General features: G+C 69.9%; 15 protein-coding genes. 4 read left to right on the forward strand and 11 right to left on the reverse strand.

Translation table 11 applies throughout. The features are described from left to right. Positions 1 to 273: a hypothetical protein gene (locus tag ACGRHY_RS28265; protein WP_394638501.1), complete on the reverse strand. Its 273-nt coding sequence runs from the start codon at positions 271 to 273 to the stop codon at positions 1 to 3. Positions 274 to 730: 457 nt separating this feature from the next. Between ACGRHY_RS28265 and ACGRHY_RS28270 the strand changes: the two genes are divergently transcribed. After that, positions 731 to 2,014 (forward strand): AlbA family DNA-binding domain-containing protein, encoded by a 1,284-nt coding sequence (locus tag ACGRHY_RS28270; protein WP_394638502.1) that lies wholly within the window; start codon positions 731 to 733, stop codon positions 2,012 to 2,014. A 72-nt stretch (positions 2,015 to 2,086) separates the two neighbouring features. On the opposite strand, the gene ACGRHY_RS28275 is transcribed toward ACGRHY_RS28270, so the two are convergent. Together ACGRHY_RS28275 and ACGRHY_RS28280 are read right to left on the reverse strand one after the other, a co-directional pair. Beyond that, a complete protein-coding gene (locus tag ACGRHY_RS28275) occupies positions 2,087 to 2,485 on the reverse strand; it encodes a hypothetical protein (RefSeq protein ID WP_394638453.1) in 399 nt (132 codons plus the stop codon). Then, positions 2,482 to 3,330, reverse strand: a complete 849-nt coding sequence (locus ACGRHY_RS28280) for an IS5 family transposase (RefSeq protein WP_394638454.1) — start codon at positions 3,328 to 3,330, stop codon at positions 2,482 to 2,484. Before ACGRHY_RS28280 ends, ACGRHY_RS28275 begins: the two co-directional genes overlap by 4 nt. 274 nt (positions 3,331 to 3,604) lie before the next feature. Here ACGRHY_RS28280 and ACGRHY_RS28285 point away from each other — a divergent pair, with 274 nt between their 5' ends. Then, positions 3,605 to 4,054 carry a hypothetical protein gene (locus ACGRHY_RS28285; protein WP_394638503.1) on the forward strand — a complete coding sequence of 150 codons (450 nt, stop codon included), beginning with the start codon at positions 3,605 to 3,607 and terminating at the stop codon, positions 4,052 to 4,054. Between the two features lie 150 nt (positions 4,055 to 4,204). Here ACGRHY_RS28285 and ACGRHY_RS28290 read toward each other — a convergent pair whose 3' ends face one another. From ACGRHY_RS28290 to ACGRHY_RS28315, 6 genes are all read right to left on the reverse strand, one after another. Continuing rightward, on the reverse strand, positions 4,205 to 5,341 hold the full coding sequence (locus ACGRHY_RS28290; protein ID WP_394638504.1) for a hypothetical protein: 1,137 nt from the start codon (positions 5,339 to 5,341) through the stop codon (positions 4,205 to 4,207). Positions 5,342 to 5,563: 222 nt separating this feature from the next. Beyond that, positions 5,564 to 7,228 (reverse strand): hypothetical protein, encoded by a 1,665-nt coding sequence (locus ACGRHY_RS28295; RefSeq protein ID WP_394638505.1) that lies wholly within the window; start codon positions 7,226 to 7,228, stop codon positions 5,564 to 5,566. A gap of 344 nt (positions 7,229 to 7,572) precedes the next feature. Further along, on the reverse strand, positions 7,573 to 8,985 hold the full coding sequence (locus ACGRHY_RS28300; protein WP_394638506.1) for a hypothetical protein: 1,413 nt from the start codon (positions 8,983 to 8,985) through the stop codon (positions 7,573 to 7,575). Beyond that, positions 8,982 to 9,596 carry an RNA polymerase sigma factor gene (locus ACGRHY_RS28305; protein ID WP_394638507.1) on the reverse strand — a complete coding sequence of 205 codons (615 nt, stop codon included), beginning with the start codon at positions 9,594 to 9,596 and terminating at the stop codon, positions 8,982 to 8,984. The genes ACGRHY_RS28300 and ACGRHY_RS28305 overlap by 4 nt, the downstream gene beginning before the upstream one ends. Continuing rightward, a complete protein-coding gene (locus ACGRHY_RS28310; RefSeq protein ID WP_394638508.1) occupies positions 9,593 to 9,910 on the reverse strand; it encodes a hypothetical protein in 318 nt (105 codons plus the stop codon). The genes ACGRHY_RS28305 and ACGRHY_RS28310 overlap by 4 nt, the downstream gene beginning before the upstream one ends. Positions 9,911 to 10,027: 117 nt before the next feature. Continuing rightward, positions 10,028 to 10,195 carry a hypothetical protein gene (locus tag ACGRHY_RS28315; RefSeq protein ID WP_394638509.1) on the reverse strand — a complete coding sequence of 56 codons (168 nt, stop codon included), beginning with the start codon at positions 10,193 to 10,195 and terminating at the stop codon, positions 10,028 to 10,030. A gap of 812 nt (positions 10,196 to 11,007) precedes the next feature. Between ACGRHY_RS28315 and ACGRHY_RS28320 the strand changes: the two genes are divergently transcribed. Continuing rightward, positions 11,008 to 12,459, forward strand: a complete 1,452-nt coding sequence (locus ACGRHY_RS28320) for a hypothetical protein (protein ID WP_394638510.1) — start codon at positions 11,008 to 11,010, stop codon at positions 12,457 to 12,459. A 415-nt stretch (positions 12,460 to 12,874) separates the two neighbouring features. Here the strand turns inward: ACGRHY_RS28320 and ACGRHY_RS28325 are convergent, their stop codons facing one another. Together ACGRHY_RS28325 and ACGRHY_RS28330 are read right to left on the reverse strand one after the other, a co-directional pair. After that, complete coding sequence (locus tag ACGRHY_RS28325) at positions 12,875 to 13,909, reverse strand: DUF3800 domain-containing protein (RefSeq protein ID WP_394638511.1); 1,035 nt, start codon at positions 13,907 to 13,909, stop codon at positions 12,875 to 12,877. A gap of 117 nt (positions 13,910 to 14,026) precedes the next feature. Next, a complete protein-coding gene (locus ACGRHY_RS28330; RefSeq protein WP_394638512.1) occupies positions 14,027 to 14,896 on the reverse strand; it encodes a hypothetical protein in 870 nt (289 codons plus the stop codon). 182 nt (positions 14,897 to 15,078) lie between these two features. Between ACGRHY_RS28330 and ACGRHY_RS28335 the strand changes: the two genes are divergently transcribed. Continuing rightward, positions 15,079 to 15,249, forward strand: a complete 171-nt coding sequence (locus ACGRHY_RS28335; RefSeq protein WP_394638513.1) for a hypothetical protein — start codon at positions 15,079 to 15,081, stop codon at positions 15,247 to 15,249. Positions 15,250 to 15,634 lie beyond the last annotated feature (385 nt).

A 15,634-nucleotide genomic window follows, 5' to 3' on the forward strand; every position in this document is an offset into this window, starting at 1 on the left:
TCAGAGCGCCCCGACGAACGCGCGGCGCACGTCCAGGGGCAGCCCCGGCCGGGCCCGCGCCAGCTGGCCGGCGGCCGCGGCCGCCAGCACCCCCAGCACGGCGGGCACCTCGTGGCCGGTCGCGGCCAGCGCGGTGACGGCCAGGACGACGATGACGATGACGACGGCGTCGCCGGCCGGGAGACGGTCGGCGAGCGGGTACGCGATGCCGCACTCGGCAGTCACCGCGACGACCGCACCGGCCGTGGCCAGGCGGGCGGAGAAGACGAACATGATGCTCCTCGAACTGATGGCACAACAGACGCAGCTCGCCGCACGACTGTTGGGGGCGAAGCGCCCGCAGCCCTTGGCGAGGCCTCGATCGTGGCACCTGACCAGCCCGGCGGGCCAGGCCGATCACACGCATTCCGACACCTGTGTCCACACGGACGTACCGTCGTCGCGCGAGGCCTTCAACTCGCCCCACCGCAGGTCAGCGGCAGTGCGGACACGGAATTCCGTCTCTTTATCCAATTCGCCAGGCCCGAAGCGGTAGCACCCTCAGCCACACCCCTCGAGACCGCCCGGTCCGCCCCACACGCCCTGCCGGTCACCACGGATAAACAGCACGGACAACTCGCCACCCTCGTGCGGGCCGCCGGTCCGCAGTACCCCAACCGGCGGTGAGCCAGGGATGCGCCTTCGCCTCGGCCGGCCGGCGCTGTCAGTGCCGCGCCGTAGGGTGCCGGCCATGGCCCGCTCCTGGACACGACTGCATGAGCACCTCGGGGCTGCGCCCGGCCCCCTGGACTTCGGCATGGTAGCCAAGGCCGCTGCCGACCGGCTGGCGGAATCCGACGACCTGGACTGGAAGGAACAGCTTCCTCAGCCCCCGCGGGAGGGCCGCTGGAACGAACTGGCCAAGGACGTCGCCGCGATGGCCAACACCCGCGGCGGCCTGATCATCTTCGGCGTGCGGGATGCCACGTGCGAGCTGGTCGGAATCGACCCAGACGAGGTGAACATCGAGCAGTACGCCCAGTGGGTCCGCAACCACGTCCAGCCCTACCTGCCCGACCTCACCTTCACGGTCCTCACCTCGGCCGACCGCGCCACTAGCGTGCTCGTGGCCGACGTCCCGGCCAGCCCCATGGCCCCCCACCTCGTCTACGGCACCGCCACCCGCGACAAGGACCAGCAGGCCGCCGTCGCCCCCTACCGCGACCGCGACCACACTGCCTGGATGGCCGAACACCAACTCGAACGCGCCTACCGCGACCGCTTCACCCGCGCCCAGCACGCCGAGGACGAAGCACACCACCTGCTCACCCACGCCAAGGAGACCGTGTCCGCCCAGCACAGCGAGCCGGCCGCCTACTTCTTCGCCCTGGCCCGCCCCGAGCGCCCGCTGCCGCGCACCGCTCCACGCCTGACCCGCGAAGAGATGACCGCCGTGGCCCTGGCCGCCCGCCGCCGGGGAATTGATCCGATGAGGCCCGGCCCCCTGGCCAGCCTGGAGGTCGTCACCGGCAACCCGCGTCCCGGCCTGCGCCGCTGGGTCCTCAGCACTCTCCTCTTGTCCGGTGCCCGCGAGGTCCACGCCGAACTGCACCACGACGGTACCGTGCTGCTGGCCGCCAACGTCTCCTGGAACGCCGCACGCAGCCTTGGCACCGACGACATACCCGACACGGGCGTCGCGGTGTCCCAGGACTTCATCGGCGCCTGCTGCCGCGACCTGACCAACACCGCATGGGAACTGGCCCGCCGGCTCCGGGTGGACAGCGCGCTGCAACTGACCGCAACCCTCACCGTCGTCACCTCATCTCCCACGACGCCGCCGCCCGCTCTGGTCCCCGTCGTTACCGGTTTCGGCGGCTTCACCGACGTTCCCGACCACGCCCGCCACCCCCGCCGGATCCAGCCCGTCACCGCCACACTGACCCCGCTCGACGAGACCGAAGCCCGTGCAGAGACCGCACAGGAGCTGTTCACCGACGTGATGAACCAGTTCGGCCTCGACCCGCAGCTCTAAGAGGGCAGTTCGTGAGTTGATGTCCGTTTCGAAGTGAGGTTAGGGCAGGGCTGCTGATCACGTGTTCGTCGGCTACTGCTTCCTGGCGAAGCTGCCGGCGTCGATCTCGGTGAGGATGCCGAGTTTGACCAGACGTTTCAGCTTGGCGCGGGTGCCTTCGACGTTCTTCGGCAGCAGCTCATGATCGAGGGCTTCGCAGACGTCACGGGCCCGCAGCGGGCCGGTGGCCTCGTGGAAGACGGCGAGGATGCGGGGGTAGTCCGGGTGCTCGGGCAGGTCCGGTGGACCGGCCGGGAGCCGGTCGGCAAGGCCGGTGACGGTCTTCCGGGTGATCGCCAGGTGTTCGAGGTGGGTCTCGGCCTCCCGCAGCCGGCCCTGCAGTTCGCCGATCTGTCCTCGCAGGTCGTCAGCCAGGGCCCGGGCGGCATCCTCCTGGAGGTCCAGCGCGTCGAGCAGGGGCCGGAGGTTCACGCGGTCACCGCCTGCGCATCGCGCCAGGTGGGAGTGTTCGCGCCGGTGAGCTGGCGGGCCATGACGTGGGTCATGGCCCAGTAGACGCGGGAGGCGGAGGAAGCGGGATGGTGCTCGTAGTCGCGGACCAGGCGCCGGTGCAGTATCAAGATCCCGTAGGTCTGCTCGACCCTCCACCGCTTCGGCTGCGGCACGAAGCCGGTGTCCTGCGGGTTGCGCTCGACGATCTCCACGTCGATGCCCAGGCCGACGCCATGCGCGACGACCTGGTTCTTGAAGCCCTGATCGACCAGGGCTTTCTCGACGGTGCCGCCGGTGTGCGCGGCGACCTGGTTCAGCAGGGCGATACCCGCGGCGTTGTCGTGCGTGTTCGCGGCCAGCACGACAACCGCGATGACCAGACCCAGCACGTCCACGGCCAGGCCCCGTTTGCGGCCCGGCACCCGCTTGGCCGGATCGAGGCCGGTCGTGGAGGAGGGGACCCCGGCAGCCACGTGGACGCTCTGGGTGTCCAGCACCACCAGGGTCGGGTCCTCTAACCGGCGGGCCCGCTCGCGGACCTGGCAGCGCAGCAGTTCATGGATGACCTGGTCGGTTCCGTCGTCGCGCCAGGTGGCGAAGTAGTAGTACGTCGCGCTCTTCGGCGGCAGGTCGTGCGGGAGGTAGGCCCACTGACAGCCGGTCCGGCTCTGGTAGAGGATCGCGTTGACGATCTCCCGCATCGAGTATCTGCCCTGGTGGCCGCTGACCGAGCGGTGCCGGTCCTTCCACGCGGTGATCACCGGCTCGATCAACGACCACTGCTCGTCCGATAAGTCACTCGGGTACGGCTTGCGTCCATTCACCTCATCACATCAACAGATCAGCGGCCTCGGGCCGACAGGTTCCGCTCACACTCACACCATCAGGCGACGGCGGAACCACTCAAACACTCACGAACCGCCCTCTAAGGCCCCGAACGCCCGTCGCACGCCGGGCACGGCGACGTCCCCGCCCCGCAGCGCGCGGCACTCCCAGCCCGGGGCTTTCACACGCCGCCCCGGCACCGGGATCCGTCACCCCCGCAAACGACCCCAGCGACGCAGCGAAATCCCCCGCGGCCCGCAGCAGACCGCGGGCTTGCAGCAGATCCACGACACGCTGCCGCCCGCACCCGAACCCCGCACGGTCGAGCCCGCCCCGCGCCCGGCGGGCCAGGAGGTGCCACCGCAACTGCTGGCCCTGGTGACCCACCACTGCCGCCGCATCAGCGCCTACCTCGCCCGATCCCAGCACCTGCAGACTCTGCACGGCGATGACATGAAGCAGTGGCAGCGCCTGGTCCTGTACGCCCTGACCGACGCCCTCGCCCACAACCACCTCCTGGTCGGCACCCTCGCCGCCCACCTCCAGCGCCAAGGCCTCGACGCCGACCTGCTGCGCCGCTACCTGCAGTCCCCGGACCCCGACCGCTACATCACCCGTGAGGCCGTCGAGCACCTCGACGGCCTCACCGGCGCCGTACCCGAGGAAGCGGCCGAGCCGGTGTGGACCGCCATCGGCAGGCGGATCGCCCACGACGGCGGCTGACGACCTGCCCCAGGCCGTGTCGGCGTGGGCTCGGTGACCATGCACGTGGACGCCTCGAACGAAGCCATCCGCTGGTCCCTGACGGTGACCCGGCCCCGGTCCGCTGCTCACCGCATTCCACCGCGCCACCCACAGCGAGATGGCGCCGGTCTATGGGACCGGCTTCTGGTGCCGTGCGAGGAGCTCGGTAAAGAAGTCCGCCACTAGCCGTTCGGCGTGCGGCTGGGAGAGCTCCCAGCCGCCGAAGCGGTAGATCTCGTACCCGGCCAGCCGCAGCCGGCGGTCTTCGGCGACCATCTCCGCGTACAGCCGCGGTACGGCGGTGTGCGTGATCCGCCCCTTGTCGTCGGGCGGGTTGGGGCGGCTGTAGTGCTGGACGCCGTCGACCTCGATGACGATGCGGGCGCGGTCGGGGGCCAGGAGCAGGAAGTCCATGCGCTGGCGGGGCAGCGCGCCGGACTGCTTGCCGCTGCGGCGGGTGTAGGGATCGTAGTGGAGGTAGACCTGCGGGATCAGCGCGGGCAGGTCGAAGCCGCCGTCCTCGGCGTAGCGGGCGCAGTAGGTCCGCATCACCAGCTGCTCGGGCACGGAGTCCAGAGACCGGTACAGGCGCCGGTACAGGCCGTTTGCGGCCGTCTTCTCGTCGCCGTCCGGTTGGTGATTCTTCTGCCACCAGGCGACCATCTGCCGCCAGGTGAGCCCCTGCGGGGGCAGCGGATCGGTGAGCACCAGGCACGTGTGCGCGTTGCGGACGATCTCTACGTCGTTGTTCACCGCGTCCCGCAGCACCATCTCGGGCTTCTCGCCGTCGGCGGCGAAGATCAGGTTCTTGAAGCTGCCCGCCGGGCCGCCCCGGAACCGGGCCTCGTACTCCAGTTCCTGCAGTTCCTCCAGCGCGTCCCTGGTCGGGCCGAGGATCCTTTCCACGCAGTCGCGGCGGGCCTTCCAGCTGCCGCTCATGTCGTTGTCGCGCCAGTACGAACCGAAGCCGCGCGGGCCGTCGAACGTTCGGAACGGCCACACCGGCGGCTCGAGGGCGAGACGCTCGATGACGGCGCGGTGGGCCTTGATGACGACAGGCACGGTCTCGTTGGTCAAGCGCCTGTCCCGGCCGTCGGTCCCGTAGGAGACGAAGTCGCTGTACAGCAGCTGGGTCAGTGCGATCGCCACGTCCAAGTCGGTGTGCCCGGCCGGCGGACCGAACCGCAAGGATTCGACCAGCGCGACGTCGAGCACCCAGGGCTGCGCCCATCCGTCACCGCTGCTGAAAAACGCCGCCAGCTCCATGCCACCCCTGTCGTGATCCTCCAGGACATCGTCGGCCCGTCAGCAGCACGGCTGCCAGAGTCCGTTTCCCCGCGGTCGTCTCCTCTGCCTCCCGTACCACCGTCCTCTGCAGGGACTCGGTGGGGAGGCCTTGCCCGCCATGGCCGCGCCCCGCACGACTGCCGAACCGCCGCGCCCACGGTCTGATCGTGCCCGTGGGATCCGGCACGGCGGTATCGCCTGTCACCCCCGGGTGCCGCCGTCGCGCAGGGGCCCGAGATAGCGCACGGGCGGGAAGCGCTTGGCAACGCGCATCGTCACGGTCGCGTGCCCGTGCGCGGCGAGGTCCCGCCGCGCCTCCTTCATGTTGAGGATCTTGTCCATCGTGTAAATCTCGGTGCAGGGCCCGAGGTCGATCTGGTGCTCGCCGAGGGTGAAGAGCATGCCCTCGTAGCCGGCGGTGACACGGAACATCCCGGCGCGGACGTCGCCCAGTTTGTCGAGGGCCTCGACGCTGTCCACGCCCACCGACACGGTGCCGCCCCGCAGCACGGTCTCTTCCCCGTCGAGAAGGGCGAGAATGTCTTTGACCTCGCGTGCATCGCGTTGGGTGAAGTTTTCGGGGACGGGAAAGAAGCGGCCGGTCCTGTTCTGCAGTCGGCTCAGGTCGTCGAAGGCGTCGGCCCACAGCCGGGCCTCGTCCGGATCCCAGCCCTGAGGCGTCATGCTCGTGCTGACCGGTGCCTGCACTCGGCCGGCCGGCTCCCCGGCGAAGGCGAGCTGCATGACATGACCGGGCGTGGCCTGGCTGAGCAGTCGCAGCACCGGCACCAGCGTCTGCGGCATCGCCGCCTCGGGCGGCTGGAAGGTGAACTTCAGCTGGGCGGAGTGGTTGCGCTGGCTGTAGCGCAGCCGTACGTGCATCACCCCGGTCGCGTCGCTGCCGTGCAGGGTCCCGCCGTCCAAGCCGCTCACCCGCTGTGTGAAGCACACGGGCAGGGAGGCGAGCGGAACGCCCGAGGGCAGCTGGATGACGACCTGCCCCCGTAGCGGCGGCGTCAGCTCCTGCCGGGGCGAAGTGATGCGCACACCGCCTACCGCGATGCGCTCCAGCCCCAGCCCGGCGGGGCCCGACAGTGTGGCTTCGGCGAGGTTGTCCGCGCTCAGCTCCACCTCGCCGCCGAAGCGCATGACCTCCTCGAACCGTTGCCTTCGGCGGGTCTCCTGTGGGTCATCTTCGGCGAAGCGGACCTGTCCGGTGAACCGGATCGCGCTCTGCCCGTCCGGGTCGGGGCCGCGGGGTGTCAGGTGCACGGCCGTTCGGCCGTCGGCGTCCAGGGAGGTGTGCACCGCGTAGTGCGGGGAGATCTCCTGGACCCTCCCGTGCAGCGCACGGGCCCGCTCGAGGTAGTCGCTGATCCCGCCGGTCAGCACGTCGCGCTCGGCACGCGCCTGGGCGATCCGCTCCAGGATGTAGTCGGCCGATTCCTGCAATGCGTAGCGCACCAGATCGGGATGAGCCGCGCACTTCTCCTCCAGCCAGCTGCGCCCCCGCCAGTGCCGCACGAACCCGAACTCGGCGCGCAAGCCGTCGAACCAGCGTTGTTCGGCAGGGTTCGGATCGATCGGGACGAGCAGATCCCAGTGATCCGGCTGGTGACGGGCCACCGACACCAGAGACCTCCGTACCTGCTGCCGGCGGCCGGGCGTCATGCGGCCGGTGAACGACTTCGCCTCGTACACGACCAGTTCGCCGTCATCGGTGTACTCGAACAGATCCCGGCCGCCGTCACCGCCCGTCCCGTCGACCGGCTGCGCCCGCTCCCGAAGCCGCATCACCAGCAAGGTCACCAAGGACTCCGACAGCCTGGCGTTCTCGGCCAGCCTCTCCCACGGAACTCTCACCACAGGCCCACCCTACGAACCCCCACTGACACCACACCCTGCCCAACACGTCGAACTCACCGAGCCGGCATCGCTCTCCCGCCCGAAGCCACAGGGCCAGCGGCCGCCGGCCGTGCCCGTCCCGGCCGCGTCCCGTCGGGGTGGGCCCCCTCATCTTCTGGCGGTCCCACCCCGGTCGACGGCGGCAGGCACCCAACGTGCCAGTGCTCGCGGTAGCGGACACCGGCACGGCGCCATTGGGGACCCGCCTGCCTGCCGCCCGGTCCCTGCCATCAAGGCGGCTCCTTCGCCGTGGAGGGACCCGGGCCGATGCGCTCCCTCCCCCCCAACGGCCCCCGCTCCCCGCGTCATCGACTGGTTGGGTTGCGCACTCCGTCCGCCTCGCGTTCAGCACCGCCACCGCCGTCGCCATCGGTGTTCATCACGCCGATGCCGAATAGGGCCGCCCCGTCCTGCCGCACGACCATGACGTCACCGCACGCACGGCCAGCTCGCTCGAAAGCGTCAGCACTTACACCGCACCCGGCTGTCTCGATGACCAGCCACTGCCACAAGCCGCTCCAGCTCTCCGGCCCGGCACAGCCTTGACCGTCCCGCTCTTGCGATACCCGCATCCAGCGCAAGCTGCGCGAGTCGCCTCCTCCTTCCACCAACAGCACGACAGTCCCAGCGAGAGCGTTCTGCCCCGGCCGTAGGGGCACCGGCAGCCTGCGCGAAGAGCGCTCGACGATGCCCCGGTACATGCCGTTGACGGGGGAGCCCACGGGCGTGCGCATGCACTCCGTGAGCTTGAGAGCCTCCTCCACATCCCGGAGGAGGTCCCATCCGTACTGGGTGTGACCCACATCAGGCCCACCGACATGCCGCCGGGCCTTGCGGCGGATCTGAGCGGCTCCCTTCCGCGCGTCGTCGATGATCAGCAGAGCCTGCTCCCGAGCCTCGGCCAGCGTCTCGTGGGCGCGACGCTGGACCTTTTCGCCAATCTCCGCGGCCTCCGACTGCACGCTCTCAGACAGCTGCCGCGCCTTGGCCAGCAGCTCTGCAGCTTCCCTGCGCTCCTGCTCGGCCTTCAGCATGATCTCCGCGCAGGCAGCCTGTAGACCTTCGGCCTGCTGCTGGGCCTCGGTCAGCAATTCCGCAGTTTCCGCACGCTCCTGCTCCGTCTCCAGCACGATGTGCGCGCAGGCGGCCGCCGTACGTTCGGCCTGCTTCCGAGCCTCAGTGAGGATTGCGTCGGCCTCACGCCGAGCCTGCGCGGTGATCCGCCCGGCCTGCTGCCGGGCAGCCGCCACGGCCTGATCGACGTACAGCTGCTTTGCGGACGAGGTCCATGCCAGAGCACCAAGACGATGCTGGCCGTCCTCCGTCCACGGTCGAAGGGGCGACGGGATCGTCTCGCAGGGCACGGTGCCTGCCGTGGCGTGATCGCCACCGATGGTCGCCACATCGATAAAAGTCTCGAACGGCTGCCGCAGGGCGATTTCTTCAAGGGCCCGGGCTGCGCCGGGGATGTGGTGGCCGGTGGCCACCCGAAGCCACCGCCGTGCCGCCTCGAAGTCGCCGCGCTCGAGGTGCTCCTGGCCCAGGGCGTAGGCCTCGTGCCCGAGCGCTGCCGCCTCGGCCTGCGTCTGCAGCCGGGCGCGGTCGTCCGGGCTGTGGCTCTGCAAGCGCTGCATGACCGCGGCGAAGCCGTCCGCCTTCTCGTCGGCACTCAGCGTGGGCTTGTGCCGCATACCGTCCTCGTGCTCCCGGGGGGTCACCCGCGCACCTCCTTTGCCGTCACAGCGCTGTTGTAGGCGTCCATGCCCGGTGCCTGCCGCAGGGCTTCCCGCGCCTTGCCCAAGATCTTCTTCATGTTGTCGACGCCGGTGCCGAGCGTCTCGGCACACTCGGCGACCGACAGGTTGGCCACGTACTTCATCAGCAGGGCCTGCCGCTGCTGCTCGGTCAGTGTCGCCAGCGCCTTGCGCAAGTCATGGTGGCGGTCCACGGCCGCGAAGTCATCACCGTCCGTCCCTCCGGCGAGGTCCTGAAGATCGCTCGGTTCGACCGTCAGCTCTCGTCCCCGTCGGCGCAGGTAGTCGTACAGACGGCACCTGGCGAGACGGAACAGCATCCCAACCGGCTCAGCTTGGTCCGGGTGTTGCTGCCACCAGATGAAGAACTGCTCGAAGACAAGATCGGCCAACTCCTTGCCGACGTCCCGGTCCGTCCTGCGCGACAGGAAGGCGAACAGCTTGTCGACGTGTGCGTGGTGGAACGCGCCGAACTCGGCTTCGCCGAGCGCCACGGGAACGGCCCTGACCGTTCCGGGGGGCCCGGCCGCTCCGAGGCCGGGAGCCACCATGCCTGACTGGTCCTGCAGGGTCACCGGCGCCGCCTTGTCGTGACCGTACGCCCGCGCACCGGCGCCGCATCCTCGAAGGGCACCGCACGGCCCCTCGGGCGACCTCCAGCAGTGCCCGTCAGCGACCAGACGCCGGCCGCACCACCGTGGTGCACCCGCACCTCACGGTCACCCTCGGCGACCCCGCTCACCATCTCGGCCAACAGTTCCTGCTCCCGCTCCCGGCGCCGCTCCCGGGCCAGTTGCACCCGCCTCCACTCGCGCGCGACGATGACGACCACCATGATCACAAGGGCACTCACCCCCTCAGGCCCCCACACCCCCTGGACCATCTCCACCGCCCCGTTCCTCGTCGAACTCGCCTGTCACCCTCTACATCGCGCGAACCGACCAGGACGGGTACCGACTCTTTCAAGATTCTTCAGCGGACCGTCCACCAGGGTCGTCGTCGCCGTTCACCGCCCGCCCCGGGCCGGCAGTTCGCGTACAGCCCCCAGCCAGGCCTCACCGAAGCCGACGACCCCCGGTTCATCGCCCGGGACACGAAAGATGGCCAGGTCTTCCGCGAGCTGTTCCATGAGCGTCTCGTAGAGGTTGTCGTAGAACGGCTCGAGGCAGACCACCAGGAGCTCGGCGAACTGCCTGGGGGAGGGGTGATGACGGTGACCTGTTCCAGCAGACCGACCGCCCCCGCACGCGCCACCTCCTGGCTGCGCCGGCCGCGCCCTACCCATGTCACCCACGCCCGCTGTCTGCCGGGTGGGCACGTAGCCGTGCCACCACAGCCACATGGTCAGCGGCACCTGCGCGAGCGCCTCAGGCCTGTAGCGAGGTGCCGCCCCGCAGCAAGGCCGTCCTGGAACAGTGCGCCGCGCTCCTCGCGTCTTTGGACGACGCCGACCGCGACCGGGTCCTCACCAACCGCTTCGGGTGAGCCCGTAGGGAGCCTCAGGGCGCCTTGGCGCCCTGTCGGCGCCGAGCCGCCCCTCTGCCTCGAGCCCGGCCGAATCCAGATCACCAAAAGTTTTTCTCGGAAGGAAACACCCGATCCACTCCGCTCATGTAGCTACTCGGACTCCGCCTCGTCCGGGATCCAGTGACGCACGGCCGCAGCCTGCTCGAGCCGCGCCTCGGCTTCCTCGGCGACGCCTCACGGGGTACACCACCGAGAGCCGGGCCGGGGCCCGGCCGGGGTCCGCGCGCGGACGGCGAGCGGCGCGCTCCTCGCCAGGGCCGCAGGCTGCGGCGGCGCTGAGTGAGAGGCGGCCCGCAGACACGGGCGAGTCGGCCAGCCGCCGCAGGCTCATCCCGCCCGCCGCCCTTCCGTCGGTCCGCCCTGCCCCGCCGGGTGGTGATGCCGCGCCCCGGGCACTTGCAACGAGCTGGGCTGTGTCCTTTTGGCACTGGTGTCACACCGGGCCGCTACGGTTCGGCCATGGCCGCGCGCACCTCGGGTCCCAACGGGCTCGTTCCCGTACACATTGCTGTCCACGAACCCGCCCCGATGGAAGAACCCGGTCCGCAGACCAACGACTACGTACGCGACCGCTTCGCGGCCTCTACCAAGTACGCGGGCATCTCCTGGACCGAGCATGGGGTGGAGCCGCGCTGGCTCGGCATGGACACCGGCACCTGCGCCGCCGCCATCAACCCGAGCCACTTCTCCGGTCACGGTGCCGACGAGTTCGACAGGTTCCTGTCCGGGGCGGCCTCGCGCGGCGAGCCCGCGCTCATCATCGCGACGATGGGCACGGCGGACGATGACCAGGACCGGGTGCGGTCGGTCTTCGGCCCGCCCGGCGGCCGCGTGGACTTCCGCCACTTCACCGGCGCGATCGTGGGCGAGCGGCTGCTCGCAGGGGCGGAAGTCTCCCTAGCTCCCGGTCTGCACGCAGCCGACCGCGACCTCGGACTGAGACTGCTCAACCGCCCCGCCGATGCCCCCTGGTGGACGATGACCGTGCAGGCAACCGCCCTGGAGGGCGCGCGCGGAACGACGGTTCACCAGCCCGAGGGCGACCTGATCCCGATCCTCGTCGACAGCCTGGGCAAGCCCGTCGTCGCCCGTTGGACGCCCACCGACAGCGAGCAGATCTGGTACGTGGTCCCGGACGATGTCGACTGGAACCAGGTCATCGACTGGATCGTCCGACATGCCCTTCCCCAGCACGTACCGAACGCACTGCGCCGCATCCGCTCACGCCACCATGCCGACCCCGCTCTGCAGACCCCTGCGGAGACGCAAGCACGCAGCTCCCTCGAAGAACTGGAGCGCCGCTACCTGGAGGACAAGGCCCGCCTGGAAGACGAACTGGCGCGAGCACGGCAGGAGGCCGACCCCGTGCGGGACGGTCTGCTGTACGGCACGGGCAGCGAACTGGAAGACGCGGTGGCCGTGGTGCTGCGTGCCGCCGGATTCACCGTCACCGAGCTGGACAAGGAACTGGGCGGCACCCTGTCGGCGGACCTGCTCGCCGAGCTGAACGGGTCCACCTGCCTGGTCGAGGTGAAGGCCGCCGCCGGGGCCGCAGGGGAGAAGCTGATCTCGCAGCTTCAACGCCATCGGGAGAAATGGCCGCAGCTGCGGCCCGACCGGCCTGCCACGTGCGCCGCCTTGATCGTCAACCACCAGCATCGCCTCGACCCCGCCGAGCGTCCTGCCGAGGTGTATCAGCGCAGGGTCGTCGACGAGCTCCCGTTTCCCGTGCTCGCCTCCGGCGACCTGTTCCACTGGTGGCGCACGCAGCACTGGCAGGCCGTCCAGGCCGCCGTGCTCGGCCAGGCCCACTCAGAAGCAGAACGGGACGATCCTCCTGCCGGCGAGCGCGGGACCTCGGTGGGCGGCCGCAGGCGGTGGCGTCCCTGGGGCAGGGAGGGAACCGTATAGCAGTCACGGCCCATGCCTGTGCCCAGCGGTTGCGCCTGCTGTGGTCCGTCTGTTTCCCGGCAGAGCTTAATAAGCCGGGGGAAAGTCCTGGCGATGGGCGGTGATGCCGGATGTCGCACAGGGGGTCGGCGCGCCCATAGGCAGGAACTCCGCCGTCGGCGGGTCACCCTGTCCACGCTTCCGGCTTGCCCGGCCACCCCACCTGCGCCCCGGCCCGGGCCCGCGGCCGGCGGCGGGAGAACGCGTCCCTCAGCTCCGTGTGGTGATCGAGCACGAACAGTGGGCAGCCAAGAGGGAGCAAGCCTCCACACTCCGGGACGCGGCCGAGAAGTTGCGGGACAGCTTGTGCGCGCGGCTGCGCACATTCGCACACCCGTTCGCTCGACTGTCACGCTGGCCCCGGAACGCAGCGTGGTCACCGATCTTCTGGCCCGGACGCGCGCAGATCGACGGTTCCGGTCGGCCATACAGCGCCGACCACCCAGGGCTTCACCACGTCCGCCAGTTCCTCCGAGAACCGGTCACCGCCACCGACTGCCAGGTGGGCGGCCCATTGCCGTACCGCTCCTGCTGCCCAGTCCGCGATCTGGAGCTGGGGGCGGGAAGTGCTGTCCGCGAAGTCGATCTGCACGGCCGGGAACGGGTCATTGAAGCGCCCAGGGTTGGCGAGGTCCGGGAGGAGGTGCGCCATGCGCAGCAGCGTCGCATTCCGGTCGATCACCTTTGAGGTGTCATGGACGAGACGGAACTGTCCGACAGCTTCACCGAAGCTGCTGCACAGGCAGTACAGCGCCGGGACCGCAGGGTCCAGGATGTCGCGCTGCTCGCCAGTCGCGAGGTCGACGGCGGTCGCATCGGCCACCTCCCGGCAGCATTCCAGCAACTCGATCCATCCGGCAAAATCCGCATGCTCCTCCGGAATCGACGCCTTGTAGGCGGCTATGGCGGTGAACAACTCGTCGGTCGCCACCCCCCGCTGACGCACCCAGTCGACGAAGGCCTGGAGCATCTGGTGAAAGGCCGCAGCGTCGCCGAGGGCCAGGCCGCCCAGGCGCAGCAACTCGGCCAACGCCAGACCACCCTGGCCCTCATACAGATTGACACCGTCCGCATCGGCCAGCGGCTCCACCAGGACATCGACCAGCTTGGTGACCACCATGAACCGCTTGTCCAACAGATAACTGCGAACGCTTCCCTCCGGCAGGCGCTCAAAGGCCCGCTTCAACGCCCTCCGGCCCTTTGACGACCGGGCGAGCGAACCGTACTTGGGCTCTCCCTGGGTGGGAGGAAGCTGGGAGCGGACCTCATCCACGACCGACGCGGCCAGCCCGTCGGACAGATGCACCCCGGCCAGAGTGAACACCGGCTGATGGGGATCGAGAAGGTTCTGCCCGGAGTTCGAGGACTCATCGGCGTAGACGACAGGAAGCGGGCCAGAAGGAGTATTCATCCTCGGAGCATGCCGGGCAGCCGGACGGGACGGCCACCAAAAATCGCCTCCCCGAGCCCGCACCGCCGGTGCCGGCTCCTCCCGCACACTCGGCCACAACTACGCCTGGCGTCAGCCTCAGCCCACGCGTGTGCGGCGGTGGAGCAGGTGCATGCCGAGGACGAGCAGGAGCTGTCGCCCGGCCTGGTCGAACTGCTCCTGCAGGGTGGGTTCGCGGAAAAGGTGAGCCAGTTGTCCGGCTTCGGTGGCGAGGTCACCGCGCTGGGCGAGGTAGTCGGCCGTGGACGCGCGGTAGACGGCCTTGGCCCGTTCCAGCAGCGCTCCGTCGACCGTCCCCTCCAGGGTGCGGCCCAGCGCAATGCTGAGGGCCTCGACAACGCCGATGACCGCCTCGACGGTCATCGGCGTCTGCGCGGGTCCGAGCGCGCGGACGAGGCCGCTGGCGGCGAACACGGTGTCCGGTTCCATCACGTCCCGCACGGCGTCCAGCAGCTCGGCCCGTCCGCGCACCGTCAGGGGCTTGCCGTTGCCCAGCTCGGTGATGATCCGGACGAACCGGGCCCGCGCGGTCGGCGTGGCCATCTGATGCCCGACCTGCTCCAGCAGGCCGAGGGCGCCCTCGCGCGCCACCTCCTGGCTGCGCCGGCCACGCCCGACCCAGGTCACCCACGCCCGCTGCGCCTGCCGGGTGGACACGTAGCCGTCCCACCACAGCCACATGGCCAGCGGCACCTGCGCCAGCGCACTCAAGTGCGCGACCTGACTCCGCTTGTCCAGCAGCAAAAGCAGCAGCCGGCGCTGGTTGACGCTGTGCTCGGCCTTCTGCGAGCCGCGCCGCAAAGGGCGCAGCAAAGGCTTATCCAGCAGGCCTTTGGCGATCCAGGAGTGGAGCAAACGCTCATTCATCTCCGGATAGCCCGCAGCGTGGGCGTCCGCGATCAAGTCATCGATGGTGCCGGGCTCGGTGATGTCCTTCCAGGTGTGCACGCGCTGGAAATTACATCGTTTCCGGAGCAGACCGGGGACGGTTGAGGATGCTTCAGCCGACCGGGTGCTGCCACGCTCAAGACACAGCAGCACAGCCCTCGCCGGCCACCGGCCGGTCCTCACTGCGCACCCCCGGCAGACGTGCCGCTGCACCCCTGCCCGATCAACCCAAGGACACCGTCATGCCCAAGACAAACCGGACCTCCCGCACCCCTGCTTCCACCGAGCGCCGCGACCACGATGTGCCCTGGACGCGCCTGGTGTCCACGGCACTTCTCACGGGCGCCCTCCGGCACCTGGGCGGCATTCTCACTGCTCTCGGGGTGACCTGGTGGCACCAGCACCACGACTGAACTCAAGGCGTCACATGCCGCTGCCAAGTCGCCGGCGCACCCATGACAACCCGGTCCGCAATTTCAGCAACTCACGATCAGCGACCGTGTGGTGAAGCCGGAGCCCGGGCGCGGCCGGGCCCCGGTACATGACCACCCAGCCCGGCCCTCATGACGTTCAAATGGACCACCTCCTAGTGCCCAGGCCGGGCACCAGCACCCCGCCGACCAGCCGCGCCCCGCTCCGCCCTTTTTCGCCGGAGCCGGCCAGACGCCCCAAACGGATGAGGTCCCCAAGCCAGCCGACAGCCTCGCAACCACTGCAGGCGCGGGCCGAGCCGGTGATTGCGGGGGAGTGGCAGCTGAAAGGGCGATGAGGGCCTCGGTAGGGTTGCAGACGCGGGCC

The organism is Streptomyces shinuiensis (genome assembly GCF_043660855.1).
Taxonomy (GTDB): domain Bacteria; phylum Actinomycetota; class Actinomycetes; order Streptomycetales; family Streptomycetaceae; genus Streptomyces.

Coding starts and splice junctions, on each gene's coding strand:
- ACGRHY_RS28265 (WP_394638501.1), bottom strand. CDS start 273: ATGTTCGTCTTCTCCGCCCGCCTGGCCACGGCCGGTGCGGTCGTCGCG.
- ACGRHY_RS28270 (WP_394638502.1), top strand. CDS start 731: ATGGCCCGCTCCTGGACACGACTGCATGAGCACCTCGGGGCTGCGCCC.
- ACGRHY_RS28290 (WP_394638504.1), bottom strand. CDS start 5,341: ATGGAGCTGGCGGCGTTTTTCAGCAGCGGTGACGGATGGGCGCAGCCC.
- ACGRHY_RS28320 (WP_394638510.1), top strand. CDS start 11,008: ATGGCCGCGCGCACCTCGGGTCCCAACGGGCTCGTTCCCGTACACATT.
- ACGRHY_RS28325 (WP_394638511.1), bottom strand. CDS start 13,909: ATGAATACTCCTTCTGGCCCGCTTCCTGTCGTCTACGCCGATGAGTCC.
- ACGRHY_RS28335 (WP_394638513.1), top strand. CDS start 15,079: ATGCCCAAGACAAACCGGACCTCCCGCACCCCTGCTTCCACCGAGCGC.